The sequence below is a fragment of the Alistipes sp. ZOR0009 genome, assembly GCF_000798815.1.
GTDB lineage: Bacteria > Bacteroidota > Bacteroidia > Bacteroidales > ZOR0009 > Acetobacteroides.
This window is the reverse complement of the sequence record NZ_JTLD01000049.1, coordinates 1-16,487: the sequence shown is the minus strand read 5'-3', so window position 1 is coordinate 16,487 and position 16,487 is coordinate 1. Positions and strand designations below refer to the sequence as shown.

14 protein-coding genes and 3 tRNA genes are annotated in these 16,487 nt (G+C 44.9%); 3 read left to right on the top strand and 14 right to left on the bottom strand.

Features of this window, described 5'->3' with window-relative positions; translation table 11 throughout:
* Nucleotides 1-335 (top strand): hypothetical protein (locus L990_RS20405; protein WP_231562282.1); only part of this gene is annotated, 335 nt, incomplete at its 5' end.
* Nucleotides 336-611: 276 nt separating this feature from the next.
* Nucleotides 612-1,175: a hypothetical protein gene (locus L990_RS13710; RefSeq protein ID WP_047450490.1), complete on the top strand. Its 564-nt coding sequence runs from the start codon at nucleotides 612-614 to the stop codon at nucleotides 1,173-1,175.
* A 51-nt stretch (nucleotides 1,176-1,226) separates the two neighbouring features.
* Here L990_RS13710 and L990_RS13705 read toward each other — a convergent pair whose 3' ends face one another.
* Nucleotides 1,227-2,684 (bottom strand): aminoacyl-histidine dipeptidase, encoded by a 1,458-nt coding sequence (locus L990_RS13705; protein ID WP_047450488.1) that lies wholly within the window; start codon nucleotides 2,682-2,684, stop codon nucleotides 1,227-1,229.
* 148 nt (nucleotides 2,685-2,832) lie between these two features.
* Between L990_RS13705 and L990_RS13700 the strand changes: the two genes are divergently transcribed.
* Nucleotides 2,833-3,357: a thioredoxin family protein gene (locus tag L990_RS13700; RefSeq protein WP_052181023.1), complete on the top strand. Its 525-nt coding sequence runs from the start codon at nucleotides 2,833-2,835 to the stop codon at nucleotides 3,355-3,357.
* 29 nt (nucleotides 3,358-3,386) lie between these two features.
* Here L990_RS13700 and L990_RS13695 read toward each other — a convergent pair whose 3' ends face one another.
* The 13 genes from L990_RS13695 to L990_RS13635 all read right to left on the bottom strand — a co-directional run bounded on the left by L990_RS13695 (nucleotide 3,387) and on the right by L990_RS13635 (nucleotide 16,486).
* Entirely contained in the window at nucleotides 3,387-3,704 is a 318-nt protein-coding gene (locus L990_RS13695) for a DUF3467 domain-containing protein (RefSeq protein ID WP_047450485.1), read from the bottom strand.
* 73 nt (nucleotides 3,705-3,777) lie between these two features.
* Nucleotides 3,778-8,058 carry a DNA-directed RNA polymerase subunit beta' gene (gene rpoC, locus L990_RS13690; RefSeq protein ID WP_047450482.1) on the bottom strand — a complete coding sequence of 1,427 codons (4,281 nt, stop codon included), beginning with the start codon at nucleotides 8,056-8,058 and terminating at the stop codon, nucleotides 3,778-3,780.
* A 69-nt stretch (nucleotides 8,059-8,127) separates the two neighbouring features.
* Nucleotides 8,128-11,940 carry a DNA-directed RNA polymerase subunit beta gene (gene rpoB / locus L990_RS13685; RefSeq protein WP_047450478.1) on the bottom strand — a complete coding sequence of 1,271 codons (3,813 nt, stop codon included), beginning with the start codon at nucleotides 11,938-11,940 and terminating at the stop codon, nucleotides 8,128-8,130.
* 103 nt (nucleotides 11,941-12,043) lie between these two features.
* Nucleotides 12,044-12,421 carry a 50S ribosomal protein L7/L12 gene (rplL, locus tag L990_RS13680; protein WP_047450475.1) on the bottom strand — a complete coding sequence of 126 codons (378 nt, stop codon included), beginning with the start codon at nucleotides 12,419-12,421 and terminating at the stop codon, nucleotides 12,044-12,046.
* Between the two features lie 36 nt (nucleotides 12,422-12,457).
* Nucleotides 12,458-12,985, bottom strand: a complete 528-nt coding sequence (gene rplJ / locus L990_RS13675) for a 50S ribosomal protein L10 (RefSeq protein ID WP_047450472.1) — start codon at nucleotides 12,983-12,985, stop codon at nucleotides 12,458-12,460.
* Between the two features lie 18 nt (nucleotides 12,986-13,003).
* A complete protein-coding gene (gene rplA, locus L990_RS13670; RefSeq protein WP_047450470.1) occupies nucleotides 13,004-13,699 on the bottom strand; it encodes a 50S ribosomal protein L1 in 696 nt (231 codons plus the stop codon).
* Between the two features lie 21 nt (nucleotides 13,700-13,720).
* Nucleotides 13,721-14,161, bottom strand: a complete 441-nt coding sequence (gene rplK / locus L990_RS13665) for a 50S ribosomal protein L11 (protein ID WP_047450468.1) — start codon at nucleotides 14,159-14,161, stop codon at nucleotides 13,721-13,723.
* Between the two features lie 21 nt (nucleotides 14,162-14,182).
* Nucleotides 14,183-14,734 carry a transcription termination/antitermination protein NusG gene (nusG, locus tag L990_RS13660; RefSeq protein WP_047450466.1) on the bottom strand — a complete coding sequence of 184 codons (552 nt, stop codon included), beginning with the start codon at nucleotides 14,732-14,734 and terminating at the stop codon, nucleotides 14,183-14,185.
* Nucleotides 14,735-14,755: 21 nt separating this feature from the next.
* Nucleotides 14,756-14,944 (bottom strand): preprotein translocase subunit SecE, encoded by a 189-nt coding sequence (gene secE / locus L990_RS19730; RefSeq protein WP_047450493.1) that lies wholly within the window; start codon nucleotides 14,942-14,944, stop codon nucleotides 14,756-14,758.
* 18 nt (nucleotides 14,945-14,962) lie between these two features.
* Nucleotides 14,963-15,035, bottom strand: a tRNA-Trp gene (locus tag L990_RS13650).
* Nucleotides 15,036-15,087: 52 nt separating this feature from the next.
* The gene (tuf, locus tag L990_RS13645; protein ID WP_047450464.1) at nucleotides 15,088-16,275 is read right to left on the bottom strand and encodes an elongation factor Tu; all 1,188 of its coding nucleotides are present in this window, start codon (nucleotides 16,273-16,275) and stop codon (nucleotides 15,088-15,090) included.
* A gap of 47 nt (nucleotides 16,276-16,322) precedes the next feature.
* Nucleotides 16,323-16,394: transfer RNA gene (locus L990_RS13640), tRNA-Thr, on the bottom strand.
* 19 nt (nucleotides 16,395-16,413) lie between these two features.
* Nucleotides 16,414-16,486: transfer RNA gene (locus tag L990_RS13635), tRNA-Gly, on the bottom strand.
* Nucleotide 16,487: the final 1 nt, after the last annotated feature.

Here is a 16,487-nt window from a genome sequence, read left to right as displayed (position 1 = left end):
GGCCCCTTCGCGGCTTCCGTCGTAAACCCTTCTGGGCCGACGGGGCTCTCGCTACTCCCTCGCTCGGATGGTTAAAAACCTTCCTGCTGCCTCCTACGAAAAGATCGCTGCCTTCGTTTCCTCCGGTGCCCGTAGGCAGCCCGTTATCCCCGAAAGCGGATGCAAAAGTACCCCCTTTTTCCGGTTCTGCAAGGGCTACATGCTTTTTTTTACGCGGACACTTTATTAATTATTCTTTCAAACCTGATAATCTGGTATATTACAAATCCATTAAAATCATATTTTTTTTATCATCACAACCCCTATTTCCAAAAACAGACACAACACAAGAATAACTAGCACCTTCAATATGCTTTAAAGGCCACAAACATCAGCCCTACCACAGCATGACATACTGGCAGAAAAGCAGCCCCTCCCAATCAAAATAAAGCAAAAAGACCGAAGCCACTCCGAAGGCACTCCGAAGCTACCCTGTAGATAGTCTTATGTCATTCTGACAGTATACCGAAAAAAAGATGAAAAAATAGTGGGAAAATGGTGGAATAACTCTGAAAATATTCCGAACTTTATATGGTACATGCAAGGAGTAACCCCACAAAAGCAACGCAAAAATGGCAAAAGTTGGCAACAACATCCTTACCCAAGGGCTTCAAGGAGCAATTGGAGGCATGCTGGTATTCCGGCAGCTAAACGGGAAAACGGTAGTTTCTGCAAAATCACAAAAGGTATACCCCCGATCGGACAAGCAAAAGGAGCGGCAAGACCGATTTAGGAAGGCAACCCAATACGCCAAATCGGCCATGGCCGACGCCTCGCTCAAGGAGCAGTACGCAGCCGGCGTCAGCCCACGGTGCAGCTCGGCCTACCAGGTTGCCGTTGCCGACTACCTCAATGCCCCCTCCATCACGCAGGTCATCGTCCATCCGCACCCCATCACCGCCCAAAAAATTATCACCATCTACGCCTCCGACGACTTTCGTGTGGCCGAAGTGACGGTATCCATCCACACCGCCGATGGCGAGGTACAGGAGGAAGGACGCGCAACGCCTACCGCAACAGACGGAATATGGGAATATCTGGTGAGCTCCACCTCCTTTCCGCTAGAGGAAATGCTGGCCACCGTAGCGGCGGTAGACCTTCCGCAGAACCGGACATCCCGAACGGTATCGCTATAAAACAAGAAGGCCCGCAAATTGCGAGCCTTCTGCTTTAGTATCGAGCATCTGCTACTTGGCAGGTACATTCTTTAGCGTTTCTACAAGGAAGTTCCAGAACTTCTCTACGGTATCAATCTTCACCTTCTCGTCTGGAGAGTGTGGGTAGCGAATGGTTGGTCCAAACGAAATCATATCCCAGTTTGGATACACGCCGCCTAGCAGGCCGCACTCCAACCCAGCATGAATAGCCTTAATGGTTGGGATCTTACCGTACATCTGCTCGTAAACATTCTGCATGGTGGTAAGGATTGGTGAGTTTAGGTTTGGCTTCCAGCCTGGATACTGTCCGTCCATCCAAACTTCGAAACCAGCCAGCTTAAATACGCTTGCGATTTGGTTTTCCAAATCGAGCTTAGCGCTATCAACCGAGCTGCGAAGCAGGCAAAGCACGGAACCTTTTCCTCCCTTAACCTCTACGCGAGCCAGGTTGTTCGATGTTTCAACAAGCCCCTCCATCGAGTCGCTCATGCGGGCCACCCCGTTAGGACAAGCGTAAACAGCGAAGGTTAGCTTCTCCTGAGTGGCTACGTCCATCACCTTTGCAGGAACCTCGGCCTTGATGGCCTTAAAGGTTAGGTTCTCGTCTACAAGAGCAAGCTCTGCCAAGAAGGTAGCTTCCAGCTCCTTTACCTTAGCCTCAAACTCGGCCGCCTTAGCCTGTGGCACGGCAACCGTAACAAAGCACTCGCGAGGGATAGCGTTACGCAAGCTACCGCCATCAACGGTGCTAACCCTAACGCCCATGCCGGCAACCTCGTAAAGGAAGCGGAACATCAGCTTGTTCGAATTTCCTCTCTGAAGGATGATCTCCATACCCGAGTGGCCACCCTTTAATCCACGAATTTCGAGGTTGTAGCCCACCATTCCTGCTGGTGTAGCCTCCTCTGCATACTCAAACTTTACGTTGGCGTTGGTACCTCCAGCGCATCCAACGTATAGCTCGCCCTCATCTTCCGAGTCAAGGTTTAGTAGGATATCTCCATGAAGAACGCCTGCCTTTAGTCCAAAAGCACCAGTCATACCGGTCTCTTCGTCCATAGTTAGCAGCACTTCAATTGGACCGTGCGCAATGTCGGTAGCCTCCAAAACGGCCAACGAGGCGGCAACGCCCATTCCGTTATCGGCACCTAGCGTTGTTCCGTTGGCGGTAACCCAATCGCCATCAATGTAAGCTTCGATTGGATCCTTCTCAAAATCGTGAACCTTATCGCTATTCTTCTGAGGAACCATGTCGAGGTGGCCTTGTAGCACAATGCCCTTACGGTTTTCCATTCCAGCAGTGGCAGGCTTACGCACAATTACGTTACCCACCTCATCGCGAAAAGCCTCCAGCCCCAATCCAAGGGCAAAATCTAGTACATATTTAGCAGAAGCCTCCTCGTGTCCAGATGGACGAGGAATCTGAGTAAGTGCATAAAAATGCTTCCAAATAGTTTTGGGGCTTAAGCCCATAATGTCCTTATTCATATTAAATAGGATTAAACTTAATGAGTGTAAATATACTTTTATTTTCTGTTCTTGCTTCCTTGTATGGCGTCCCACGTATACTTTTTATTATTTAAAGCCATAAGTTGGCGGATGTAGCTATATTCGCAGCGTAAAAAGAATGGCTATAATGAAAGTAGTAAGATTGATAGCGCTGGTATGCCTGCTCCCGCTAGCAGGCGCAGCACAGCAGGCACAGGTTAAATGGATGTCCATCGAAGAAGCGCTAAAGGCTTCGGAGAAGAATCCCCGAAAAATACTGATAGACATGTATACCGACTGGTGCGGATGGTGCCATAAGATGGATAGGGATACGTTTGGCGACTCCACCATTGCCAGGTATATCTCGCAAAACTACTATGCCGTTAAGATGAATGCCGAAACGCAGCCCGACTTCAGCTATAAGGGACGTACGTTCAAGCTGCTTACCGCTGCAGGAAAGAGCATGAACGAGTTTGTGCTAGCCGTTACCAACAACCGGCCCAGCTACCCCTCCATAGCCTACCTCGACGAGCAGGGGAATGTGCTAACGGTTGTCCCTGGCTACCAAAAGCCGGAAAGCCTCCATCCCATACTGCAGTTTCTGAAGGAGGACAAATTCAAAACAATGAAATTCGAAGAATTCGTAAGCAGACAGCAGCCAACATCAAAATAAAAAAGAGCCGAAACTATTCGGCTCTTTTTTTATGCTTGACCATTGCTGCTATTCGAGAATGGAACTGGAATCATGGGCTCAACACCTCGGATTTCAATCTCCCCAAAGTGGTGCTCATACTTGTCGATGTTATCCTGCAGCGCATGCATCAATCGCTTGGCATGCTCGGCAGTAAGTATAATCCGCGACTTAACCTGAGCCTTTGGCATACCTGGCATTATGCGAATAAAGTCTACCACAAACTCCGATGGCGAATGAGATATGATGGCTAAGTTTGAATATACGCCCTGAGCAACGTCATCGTTCAGCTCTATATTCATTTCTGGCTGGTTGCTATTATCTTCCATAGTGGTTTAATATTTAGGGTAAATGTATAAAAAAACCGGGGACAAGCCCCGGTTTCCTTACTTATACTTGTCATTACTCTTCAGTAATGTCTTCATGCTGTTTAGACTTTACCATGTTCTGGTAGTCATCCATCGAACCAACTACAATTCTATCGAATTGACGAAGACCTGTACCTGCAGGAATTAGCTTACCGCAAATTACGTTCTCCTTCATACCCTCTAGGTAGTCGATCTTACCGTGGATTGCCGCTTCGTTAAGTACCTTGGTTGTTTCCTGGAACGATGCTGCAGACATAAAGCTGCCTGTTTGCAACGCTGCACGGGTAATACCTTGGATAATCTGATTCGAAGTTGCAGGAATTGCATCACGAGCTTCGATTAGCTGAAGGTCTTTACGCTTAAGGATAGAGTTTTCGTCACGTAGCTTACGAGCGGTGATAATCTGTCCAGCCTTAACATTCTTCGAATCTCCAGCATCAACAACAACCTTCTTGTCGTAAATCCAGTCGTTTTCTGTCATGAAATCCCACTTGTCAGCAATCTGCTTTTCAAGGAACTTGGTATCTCCGGCATCAACGATTTCTACCTTACGCATCATTTGGCGAACGATTACTTCAAAGTGCTTGTCGTTAATCTTCACACCCTGCATACGGTATACTTCCTGAACCTCGTTAACGATATACTCCTGAACCTTAGTAGGACCTTGGATCGCAAGGATATCGCTTGGCGTAATAGCACCATCAGATAGAGGTGTTCCCGCACGAACATAGTCATTCTCCTGTACAAGGATCTGGCGTGATAGAGGTACTAGGTATCTCTTAACCTCACCTAACTTAGAAGTAACAATGATCTCACGGTTACCACGCTTGATCTTTCCAAGAGATACTTCCCCGTCGATTTCAGATACAACAGAAGGGTTAGAAGGGTTACGAGCTTCGAACAGCTCGGTTACACGAGGTAGACCCCCGGTGATGTCACCTGCTTTACCTACCGCACGTGGAATCTTAACAAGGATATCCCCAGCCTTTACAGGGTTGTCGTTCTCTACCACGATGTGAGCACCTACTGGCAAGTTGTATGCCTTATACTCTTCACCCGATTGAGAAACAATCTTAATACCTGGGTTCTTTGTCTTATCACGCGATTCGGTAATAACCTTCTCACGGTATCCTGTTTGCTCATCCGACTCCTCACGGAAGGTGATACCTTCCTGAATGTTGTCGAAGGCAATCTTACCCGAGTACTCAGAGATGATAACCGCGTTATATGGATCCCATTCTACGATTAGCTCTCCCTTTGTAACCGTTTCCGCATCCTTCTTATAAAGGATAGAACCGTAAGGAATTGCGTGAGTATATAGCGTAATGCCTGTATTCTTATCTACAATACGAAGTTCTGCAAGACGTCCAATTACAACATCCACATTCTTACCGCTAGCATCTTGCTTTTGAACGGTACGAAGTTCGTCTATTTCAAGACGTCCATCATAACGAGCAACAATCTTAGAGTCTGCAGCGGTATTACCTGCGGTACCCCCTACGTGGAAGGTACGAAGTGTAAGCTGTGTACCTGGCTCTCCGATTGACTGAGCGGCAATTACCCCAACTGCTTCACCAAGCTGCACCATTCGGCTAGTTGATAGGTTACGTCCGTAGCACTTAGCGCATACCCCCTTGCGAGATTCGCAAGTAAGTACCGAACGAATTTCAACCTGCTCAATTGGAGAGTTTTCAATCTCAGTAGCAATCTCCTCTGTAACTTCCTCTCCTGAGGCTACAATTAGCGCCCCTGTAAGCGGATGGTAGATATCGTGAACGGTTGTACGTCCAAGAATTCTTTCGTATAGCGATTCTACAACCTCTTCGTTATTCTTAATTGCAGTAGCAACTAGTCCGCGAAGTGTTCCACAATCTTGCTCAGAAATGATAACATCATGCGATACGTCTACAAGACGACGAGTTAGGTAACCTGCGTCGGCAGTCTTAAGAGCGGTATCCGCAAGACCCTTACGAGCACCGTGGGTAGAGATAAAGTACTCAAGTACCGATAGTCCCTCCTTAAAGTTCGAAAGGATGGGGTTCTCAATAATCTGACCACCTTCTGCTCCCGACTTCTGTGGTTTTGCCATCAGACCACGCATACCAGAAAGCTGACGAATCTGCTCCTTCGAACCACGAGCCCCAGAGTCAAGCATCATGTAAACAGAGTTGAAGCCTTGACGGTCCTCTTTAAGCTGTTTTAGCAAGATTTGGGTAATCTTGGCATTGGTATGTGTCCAAATGTCGATAATCTGGTTGTAACGTTCGTTGTTGGTAATGAAACCCATGTTGTAGTTAGCAACCACTTCATCCACCTGAGCGTATCCCTCCTCGATAAGTTCAATCTTTTCCTTTGGAATAAGAACGTCATCAAGATTAAATGATAGACCTCCACGGAATGCCATACCGTAACCTAGATCCTTAATGTCATCTAGGAACTTTGCAGTCTTAGCAGTTCCACACTTTTTGAATACTTGAGAGATGATATCACGAAGCGACTTCTTAGTAGCCAACTCGTTAATGAATCCCATCTCAACGGGTACAAACTGGTTGAAGATTACGCGACCTACAGTCGATTCTATAATCGCATGTCCAACTAAGTTAGCTTCATTATCATATTGTGGATAGTTAACCTTTACGATAGCATGTAGGTCAACAGCCTTTTCGTTATGAGCAATAATAACCTCTTCTGGGCTATAGAATATTGTTCCTTCACCCTTAGCCCCCTTACGCTCCTTGGTAATGTAGTACAATCCAAGAACCATGTCCTGAGAAGGTACCGTAATTGGCGCACCATTCGCAGGGTTAAGGATGTTGTGAGCACCCAGCATCAGAATTTGAGCCTCAAGAATTGCAGCGTTGCCTAGTGGAAGGTGAACCGCCATCTGGTCACCGTCAAAGTCCGCGTTGAACGCAGTACATGACAGCGGGTGCAGCTGAATAGCCTTTCCTTCGATAAGCTTTGGCTGGAATGCCTGAATACCCAAACGGTGAAGGGTTGGAGCACGGTTTAGCATCACAGGGTGACCCTTGATAACGTTTTCAAGGATATCCCAAACTACCGGATCCTTACGGTCAACAATTTTCTTTGCCGATTTTACAGTCTTAACAATGCCACGTTCAATCAGCTTACGAATGATAAATGGCTTGTAAAGTTCAGCGGCCATATCCTTAGGAATACCACATTCGTGCATCTTAAGTTCTGGACCACCGACGATAACCGAACGAGCCGAATAGTCAACACGCTTACCAAGTAAGTTTTGACGGAAACGTCCTTGCTTACCTTTTAGCGAGTCTGAAAGCGACTTTAAAGGACGGTTAGCTTCTGTTTTAACGGCATTAGACTTACGAGAGTTGTCGAACAGAGAGTCTACCGCTTCCTGAAGCATACGCTTTTCGTTACGAAGAATCACCTCTGGTGCCTTAATCTCTATAAGTCGCTTTAAGCGGTTATTACGAATAATAACGCGCCTATAAAGGTCGTTTAAGTCAGATGTGGCAAAACGACCTCCATCTAGAGGAACCAACGGACGTAACTCTGGTGGAATTACTGGAACAACCTTCAATATCATCCACTCAGGACGGTTTATCCCCTTTGACTCTCTAAATGCTTCTACTACGTTAAGGCGCTTTAAAGCCTCGCTCTTACGCTGTTGAGAAGTTTCTGTATTTGCCTTGTGACGAAGCGAATATGAAAGGTCATCTAACTCGATACGCCCAAGAAGTGCGTAAAGAGCCTCAGCCCCCATACCTGCAATAAATTTATTTGGATCACTATCGTCAAGGTACTGATTTTCCTTTGGAAGGGTATCTAGGATCTCTAGGTACTCTTCTTCAGAAAGAAGGTCCATCTCCTTAATACCATCAATAGCCTTAATACCCGATTGGATCACAATATATCTTTCGTAGTAAACTACGGCATCTAGCTTCTTAGACGGAATACCAAGTAGGTATCCAATTTTATTAGGAAGAGTACGGAAGTACCAAATATGAGCAACAGGAACCACCAAAGAGATGTGCCCCATACGCTCACGGCGAACTTTCTTTTCGGTAACTTCAACACCGCACCTATCACACACGATACCCTTGTAACGAATACGCTTGTACTTCCCGCAATGGCATTCGTAGTCCTTTACAGGACCAAAAATGCGCTCGCAGAAAAGTCCATCGCGCTCTGGCTTGTAGGTACGATAGTTGATGGTCTCTGGCTTCAAAACCTCCCCGCTCGAACGCTCCAAAATTTCTTCTGGAGATGCAAGTCCGATAGAGATCTTTGTGAAGTTGGTTTTAACCTTATTATCTCTTCTGAATGACATATTTTGAGCTTGTTTTATATCGATGAAAGATGAGCCGATCCCGCCTTACAGCGGGATGGCTCTATGTTTTTAATCAAGGTTAACGCTCAATCCTAAGCCGCGAAGCTCGTGGAGCAATACATTAAGCGATTCGGGAATACCTGCAGGAGGCATTGCTTCGCCCTTAACAATTGCTTCGTAAGCCTTAGCACGGCCCATAACGTCGTCAGACTTAATGGTAAGAATTTCTTGAAGAATGTTAGATGCACCGAATGCTTCCAGTGCCCAAACTTCCATCTCCCCGAAACGCTGACCACCAAACTGAGCCTTACCACCAAGAGGCTGCTGCGTGATGAGCGAGTATGGTCCAATAGAACGCGCGTGCATTTTATCGTCAACCATGTGCCCCAGTTTCAGCATGTAGATGATACCTACTGTTGCTGGCTGGTGGAAACGCTCCCCGGTGCCTCCATCATGAAGGTAAGTTTTACCGTTACGAGGGATACCTGCCTTATCAGTATATTCAGCAATTTGGTCTAAATCCGCACCGTCAAAGATTGGAGTCGCAAACTTAACTCCAAGTTCTCGACCAGCCCAAGCAAGTACCGTTTCGTAAATCTGTCCAAGGTTCATACGAGAAGGTACCCCCAGTGGGTTTAGAACGATATCTACGATGGTTCCATCTTCTAGGAATGGCATATCCTCGTCACGTACAACCTTGGCAACAATACCCTTGTTACCGTGGCGACCTGCCATCTTATCCCCTACGCGAATCTTACGTTTTTTAGCAATATAAACCTTAGCAAGCTGCACGATACCTGTTGGTAGCTCATCCCCTATAGAGATATTGAACTTTTTACGTTTAGCTTCTGCATCAAGCTCCTTAAATTTAATAATGTAGTTATTAATAAGGTTCTTGATCGTAGTATTCTTATCCTTATCGGTAGTCCACTTATTAGGGTTAACATTAAGATAGTCAAGTTCAACCAAAACCTTTTGAGTAAACTTTATACCTTTACCGATAATTTCTGTTCCGTAGTAGTCTGAAACGCCTTGAGAAGTCTTTCCGTTTACAAGGTTAAACAACTTGTCTACAAGCTTAACCTTCAAATCGTTCGACCTCTTTTCAAATTCGTCATCAACCTTCTGAAGAAGAACCTTTTCGCTAACTTTCCCCTTTTTATCCTTAAGAGAACGAGAGAAAAGTTTCTTATCGATAACAACACCACGTAAAGATGGAGATGCCTTTAAAGATGCATCTTTAACATCACCAGCCTTATCCCCAAAGATTGCACGAAGCAGTTTTTCTTCAGGAGTTGGATCAGATTCACCTTTTGGAGTAATCTTACCAATAAGTATGTCTCCAGGCTCAACGGTTGCTCCAATACGGATCATACCATTTTCGTCCAGATTACGGGTTGCCTCTTCACTTACGTTTGGAATATCCGAAGTTAACTCTTCAAGACCACGTTTGGTATCGCGCACCTCCATGATGTACTCGTCAACGTGTACAGAGGTGAAAATATCCTCACGAACCAATCTTTCTGAGATCACAATCGCATCCTCGAAGTTATACCCCTTCCAAGGCATGAATGCAACCTTTAGGTTTCTTCCTAAAGCAAGATCACCCAACTCTGTTGAATAACCATCGGTAAGGATTTGCCCCTTAACCACACGCTGACCTTTTTCTACGATTGGACGTAAGCTGATCGACGTATTCTGGTTGGTTTTCAGATATTTTGGTAATCTGTAAATTTTGATTTCAGGATCAAAGTTCACATAGCGCTGCTCTTCGGTCATATCGTATCGCAGGTGGATCTCTGCCGCATCTACGAACTCGATAACACCATCAGCCTCTGCAACAATTTGCGTACGGCTATCGCGAACAACTTCACCTTCTAAGCCAGTTCCTACGATAGGAGCATCTGGTTGAAGAAGTGGAACTGCCTGACGCATCATGTTCGATCCCATCAGCGCACGGTTAGCATCATCGTGCTCTAGGAAAGGAATAAGAGATGCGGCAATAGACGCGATCTGGTTGGGAGCAACGTCCATAAGTTCGATTTGCTCAGGCTCAGCAATAGGGAAGTCACCTTCCATACGCGATTTTACACGATTGGTAGCAAATGTACCATCTTCGTTCATCTCGATGCTTGCTTGAGCAATGATCTTACCACTTTCTTCCTCGGCCGAAAGGTAAACCATACCTTCTGGTGAAAAATCAACCTTACCTTCAGTTACCTTATGGTATGGAGTCTCAATGAATCCAAGGTGGTTGATCTTTGCAAATACGCAAAGAGACGAGATAAGACCGATATTCGGACCTTCTGGGGTTTCAATCGGACAAAGACGTCCGTAGTGAGTGTAGTGTACGTCACGAACCTCAAAACCTGCACGCTCACGAGAAAGACCGCCAGGTCCTAACGCCGAAAGACGACGCTTGTGAGTCATCTCTGCCAATGGATTGGTTTGATCCATAAACTGAGATAGCTGGTTAGTACCGTAGAACGAGTTGATTACACTCGAAAGCGTTTTAGCGTTAATAAGGTCGACTGGCGTAAATACCTCGTTATCGCGAACGTTCATACGCTCACGAATGGTACGAGCCATACGAGCCAAACCAACACTAAACTGATTAGCCAGCTGCTCTCCTACTGTTCTAACGCGACGATTCGACAAGTGGTCGATATCATCCACGTCAGTCTTCGAGTTGATTAGCTGAATCAGATATTTAATAATGTTGATTATATCTTCTCTAGTCAACACACGGATATCCGAGTCGATGTTAAGATCCAGCTTCTTGTTGATACGGTAGCGACCAACCTCTCCCAAGTCGTAACGCTTGTCGGAGAAGAAAAGCTTATCAATAACATCACGAGCTGTAGCCTCATCTGGTGGCTCAGAGTTTCTAAGCTGCCTGTAGATGTAAACCACCGCCTCTTTCTCAGAGTTACATGGGTCTTTTTGAAGGGTATTGTTGATAATCGAGAAATCGGCATTAATGCCCTCGTCCTTGTGTAGAAGGATGGACTTCGCACCAGACTCCATGATCTCATCAATATGATCGTTCTCTAAAACAACGTCACGGTCGATAATTACCTCATTACGCTCAATCGATACAACTTCGCCGGTATCTTCATCCACGAAGTCTTCAATCCACGATTTAAGCACACGGGCAGCCAGCCTTCGACCTACATATTTTTTCAAGTTCACTTTAGAAACCTTGATCTCATCAGCAAGATCAAAGATCTCGAGAATATCTCGGTCCGTTTCGTAGCCAATCGCACGAAGAAGGGTTGTTACAGGTAACTTCTTCTTACGGTCGATGTAGGCGTACATCACGCTGTTAATGTCGGTAGCAAATTCAATCCATGAACCCTTAAACGGAATTACACGGGCTGAATATAGTTTTGTTCCATTGGCGTGAACGCTTTGTCCAAAGAATACGCCAGGAGAACGGTGCAGCTGCGAAACAACTACACGCTCGGCACCATTGATTACAAAGGTACCCTTAGGGGTCATGTAAGGAACGGTACCCAAGTACACATCCTGAATAACGGTATCAAAATCTTCGTGCTCAGGGTCTGTACAGTATAACTTTAGCTTAGCCTTTAGCGGTACGCTGTAGGTTAAGCCTCTTTCAAGACACTCTTCCAGCGAGTAGCGTGGTGGGTCAATGAAATAGTCAATAAACTCTAAAACGAAGTTATTTCGGGTATCGGTAATGGGGAAGTTTTCCATGAAAACCTTGTATAGCCCTTCAGTCTTCCTGTTTTCGGGCGTGGTTTCCATTTGAAAGAAATCCCTGAATGATTGTAGCTGAATCTCCATAAAATCAGGATATGCCACCTGATGTTTTGTCGAAGAAAAGCTTATTCGCTGGCTGTTTTTGTTTAGAGACATCGTTTCAAGATTTGTTGAACTAAAGTTAGAAAAAACAACAAAAAGGCTTAGAATCTAATAAAATTAGATTCTAAACCCAAATTACCTGTTAAACAGGCAAATGCTATTTAACTTCAACTTCAGCTCCAGCCTCTTCAAGTTGTGCTTTAATTGATTCTGCTTCTTCCTTAGAAACCTTTTCCTTGATTGCTTTTGGAGCACCATCAACTAGATCCTTAGCTTCCTTTAGACCTAGGCTGGTAATTTCCTTAACAACCTTTACTACCTGAAGTTTAGCACCACCTGCTGACTTCAAGATAACGTCGAATTGAGTTTTTTCAGCAGCAGCACCAGCTTCGCCACCAGCAGCAGGAGCAGCAACAGCAACCGCAGCAGCAGCAGGCTCAATGCCATACTCTTCCTTGAGAATCTTAGCTAATTCGTTAACTTCCTTTACAGACAAATTAACCAATTCTTCTGCAAATTTCTTAAGATCTGCCATTTTACTTCGTTTTTAAAAAAATTTTGACTAAACTTCTTATTCTTCTCTCTCTGATAGGGTCTTAACAACACCCGATAAAATATTTCCGCCCGATTGCAGCGCAGAAATAACATTCTTCGCTGGAGATTGCAATAGGCCAATGATATCGCCGATAAGCTCTTCCTTAGACTTGATGTTTACAAGTTCTTCCAGTGTTGCTTCACCGATATATGTGGTATCTTCCACGAATGCACCTTTAAGAACGGGCTTTTTAAGCTTGTTCTTCTTGCTAAACTCCTTAATAAGCTTAGCAGGAACGTTGTTCTGTGCGGTTAGCATAATCGAGGTCGAACCTTTTAGCACGTCGAAAAGCTCGGTGCCTTGGAATTCGATTTGTTCGAGCGCCTTACGTAGCAAGGTATTCTTAACTACGATAAGCTTAATCTCTTTCTCAAAGCATTGTCTTCTAATCGCTGCAGTATCCTCTGCATTTAACCCTGAAATGTCTGCCAGGTAAAAGTGAGGAAACTCCTTGAGCTGATCGGCTAAACTGTTGATGATAACGTTTTTCTCTTCCCTTCTCATAGTAACAAGGTTAAAAAATTACTCGTTAATTGATCTAGGATCAATTTGTAAGCCGGGGCTCATTGTAGAAGAAAGGTAGATACTCTTAATGTAGGTACCTTTCGCAGCAGAAGGCTTAAGCTTGATAACCGTGTTCAAGAACTCATGGGCATTGTCAGCAAGCATATTAGGCTCAAATGACAACTTTCCAACAGAGGTATGAACAATACCAAACTTGTCTACCTTGAAATCGATCTTACCGCTCTTCACTTCCTTAACTGCCTTACCCACTTCCATGGTAACAGTTCCGGTCTTAGGGTTGGGCATCAGACCACGAGGACCAAGGATACGACCAAGAGCACCCACCTTAGCCATTACGCTAGGCATTGTGATGATCACGTCAACATCGGTCCATCCCCCCTTGATCTTGTCGATGTACTCGTCAAGACCAACATAATCGGCGCCAGCCTCAGTGGCTTCTTGCTCCTTATCGGGGGTGCAGAGTACTAATACGCGGGTCTGCTTACCTGTACCATGAGGTAGAGTCACAACGCCTCTAACCATCTGGTTTGCCTTACGAGGGTCAACGCCAAGGCGTACGTCGATATCTACTGAAGCATCGAACTTGGTGAAAGAAATGCTCTTCAACACTTCGGCTGCTTCTGATAACTTGTAAACCTTGCCTGGCTCAATCTTCGATAAAGCTAGCTTCCTATTTTTGGTAAGTTTACTCATTTCTGCACGCAGTATTTATTATTACAATTGTGGGAATTCACCTTGTACGGTAATACCCATGCTTCTAGCTGTACCAGCTACCATTTTCATTGCCGATTCCAAGGTAAAGCAATTCATGTCAGGCATCTTGTCTTGCGCAATTAGCTTAACTTGCTCCCAAGTAATGGTGGCAACTTTCTTACGGTTTGGTTCAGCAGAACCTGATTGGATTTTGGCTGCCTCCTTAAGTTGAACAGCTACAGGTGGTTGCTTTACGATAAAATCGAAAGACTTATCGCTATAAACAGTAATAATGACAGGAAGAACCTTACCGGCCTTGTCTTGTGTCCTGGCATTGAACTGCTTGCAAAACTCCATAATATTCACCCCTTTAGAACCTAAAGCAGGTCCAACGGGTGGTGATGGGTTTGCTGCGCCACCTTTAATCTGCAACTTAATAAGTCCAGCGACTTCTTTAGCCATAGCAGTTTCTACTTAATTTAACTACTCTTTTTCAACTTGCATAAAGCTCAACTCCAGTGGAGTCTTTCTGCCAAAAATTTTAACCATTACTGTGAGCTTTTTCTTCTCCTCATTTACTTCTTCAATCGTTCCATTGAATCCGTTGAATGGTCCATCAGTTACTTTAACTGATTCGCCAACCACATAAGGAATAGAAAGTTCTTCATCGCCTTCGGTAAGCTCGTCTACTCGGCCGAGAATCCTGTTCACCTCAGCAGTCCTGAGAGGGATCGGAGCATTTTGGTTCTTAGGGTCTCCTAAAAAGCCGATGACATTAGTAATATTAGTTAAAATGTGTGGAATTTCCCCTACTAATGCTGCCTCAATAAGAATGTAACCGGGATAGTGTATCCTCTCCTTGCTGATTTTTTTACCATTTCTAATCTGGTAAACTTTTTCAGTAGGGATAAGAACTTGTGAAACAAAGTCTTGAAGATCTCGATTTCGCACCTCATTTTCGATGTACTCTTTCGCCTTCTTTTCCTTGCCCCCAATTGCTCTTAGGACATACCATTTTTTGTCGGTCTCGCTCATCGCTTTCTTCCTATTAATTTATTACAGCATGCTGTAAAGTAACTCCATAAGATTCCTGAAGGTGATGTCCATTGCAAAGACTACAATAGCGAATAGTAGGGAAGCAATCATAACAACTATTGCGCTGCTTTGCAACGTACTCCACGAAGGCCAAGAAACCTTATTTTTGAGTTCGTTATAAGACTCTTTAAAATATTCTTTAATTCTCATAGGTCGAATTTTCTGAAGCACGGGAGGAGCGACTCGAACGCCCGACACTCGGTTTTGGAGACCGATGCTCTACCAACTGAGCTACACCCGTAATAGGTAAGAATTGGCTCCAAAGAGCCAATTCTTGGTTATTTTGGTCTAGATTATTCTAGAATTTCTGTGATCTGACCAGCACCAACTGTTCTACCACCTTCGCGGATAGCGAAACGTAGACCTTGGTTAAGAGCTACTGGAGTGATTAGTTCTACAGTGATGGTTACGTTATCACCAGGCATTACCATTTCTACACCTTCTGGAAGAGAGATTTCTCCAGTTACGTCAAGAGTACGTAGGTAGAATTGTGGACGGTACTTGTTGTGGAATGGAGTGTGACGACCACCTTCTTCTTTCTTAAGAACGTAAATCTCAGCCTTAAATTTAGTGTGAGGAGTGATAGTTCCTGGCTTAGCAATTACCATACCACGACGAATATCCTTCTTGTCGATACCACGAAGTAGAAGACCTACGTTGTCACCAGCTTCTCCTTGATCTAGAAGCTTACGGAACATTTCAACACCAGTACATACAGATTTCTTTGGCTCTTCTCCAAGACCGATGATTTGAACTTCTTCACCAACTTTTACGATACCAGTTTCAATTCTACCTGTAGCAACGGTACCACGTCCTGTAATTGAGAATACGTCCTCAACTGGCATAAGGAATGGTTTTTCGTTTTCACGAGGAGGAATTGGAATGTAGCTATCAACTGCTGCCATAAGTTCCATAATCTTATCTTCCCACTTGTCATCGCCATTAAGACCACCAAGTGCAGAACCACGGATTACAGGAGCATTGTCGCCATCGAATTGGTAGAAACTTAGAAGTTCGCGAACTTCCATTTCAACTAGTTCAAGCATTTCTTCGTCTTCAACCATGTCAACCTTGTTAAGGAAAACAACGATCTTAGGAACGTTTACCTGACGAGCAAGAAGGATGTGCTCACGAGTTTGAGGCATAGGACCATCTGTAGCAGCAACTACAAGGATAGCACCGTCCATTTGAGCAGCACCAGTAACCATGTTCTTTACGTAGTCGGCGTGACCTGGACAGTCTACGTGAGCGTAGTGACGGTTTTCTGTTTGGTACTCAACGTGTGCAGTGTTGATGGTGATACCACGTTCTTTTTCTTCAGGTGCGTTGTCGATAGAATCGAAACTTCTCAACTCAGAAAGACCCCTCTTTGCAAGTACGGTAGTAATTGCAGCGGTTAGGGTAGTCTTACCGTGGTCTACGTGACCAATGGTACCTATGTTTACGTGAGGCTTCGATCTTTCAAATTTTTCTTTAGCCATAACTCCAAATTGTTAAACTGTTAGATAAATTTTATTAAACTCCAGTGAGCCGATGACGAGAATTGAACTCGTGACCCCTTCCTTACCAAGGAAGTACTCTACCCCTGAGCTACATCGGCAACTATTTTTTTTAACAAGAGCGGAAGACGAGATTCGAACTCGCGACCCTCAGCTTGGAAGGCTGATGCTCTACCAACTGAGCTACTTCCGCA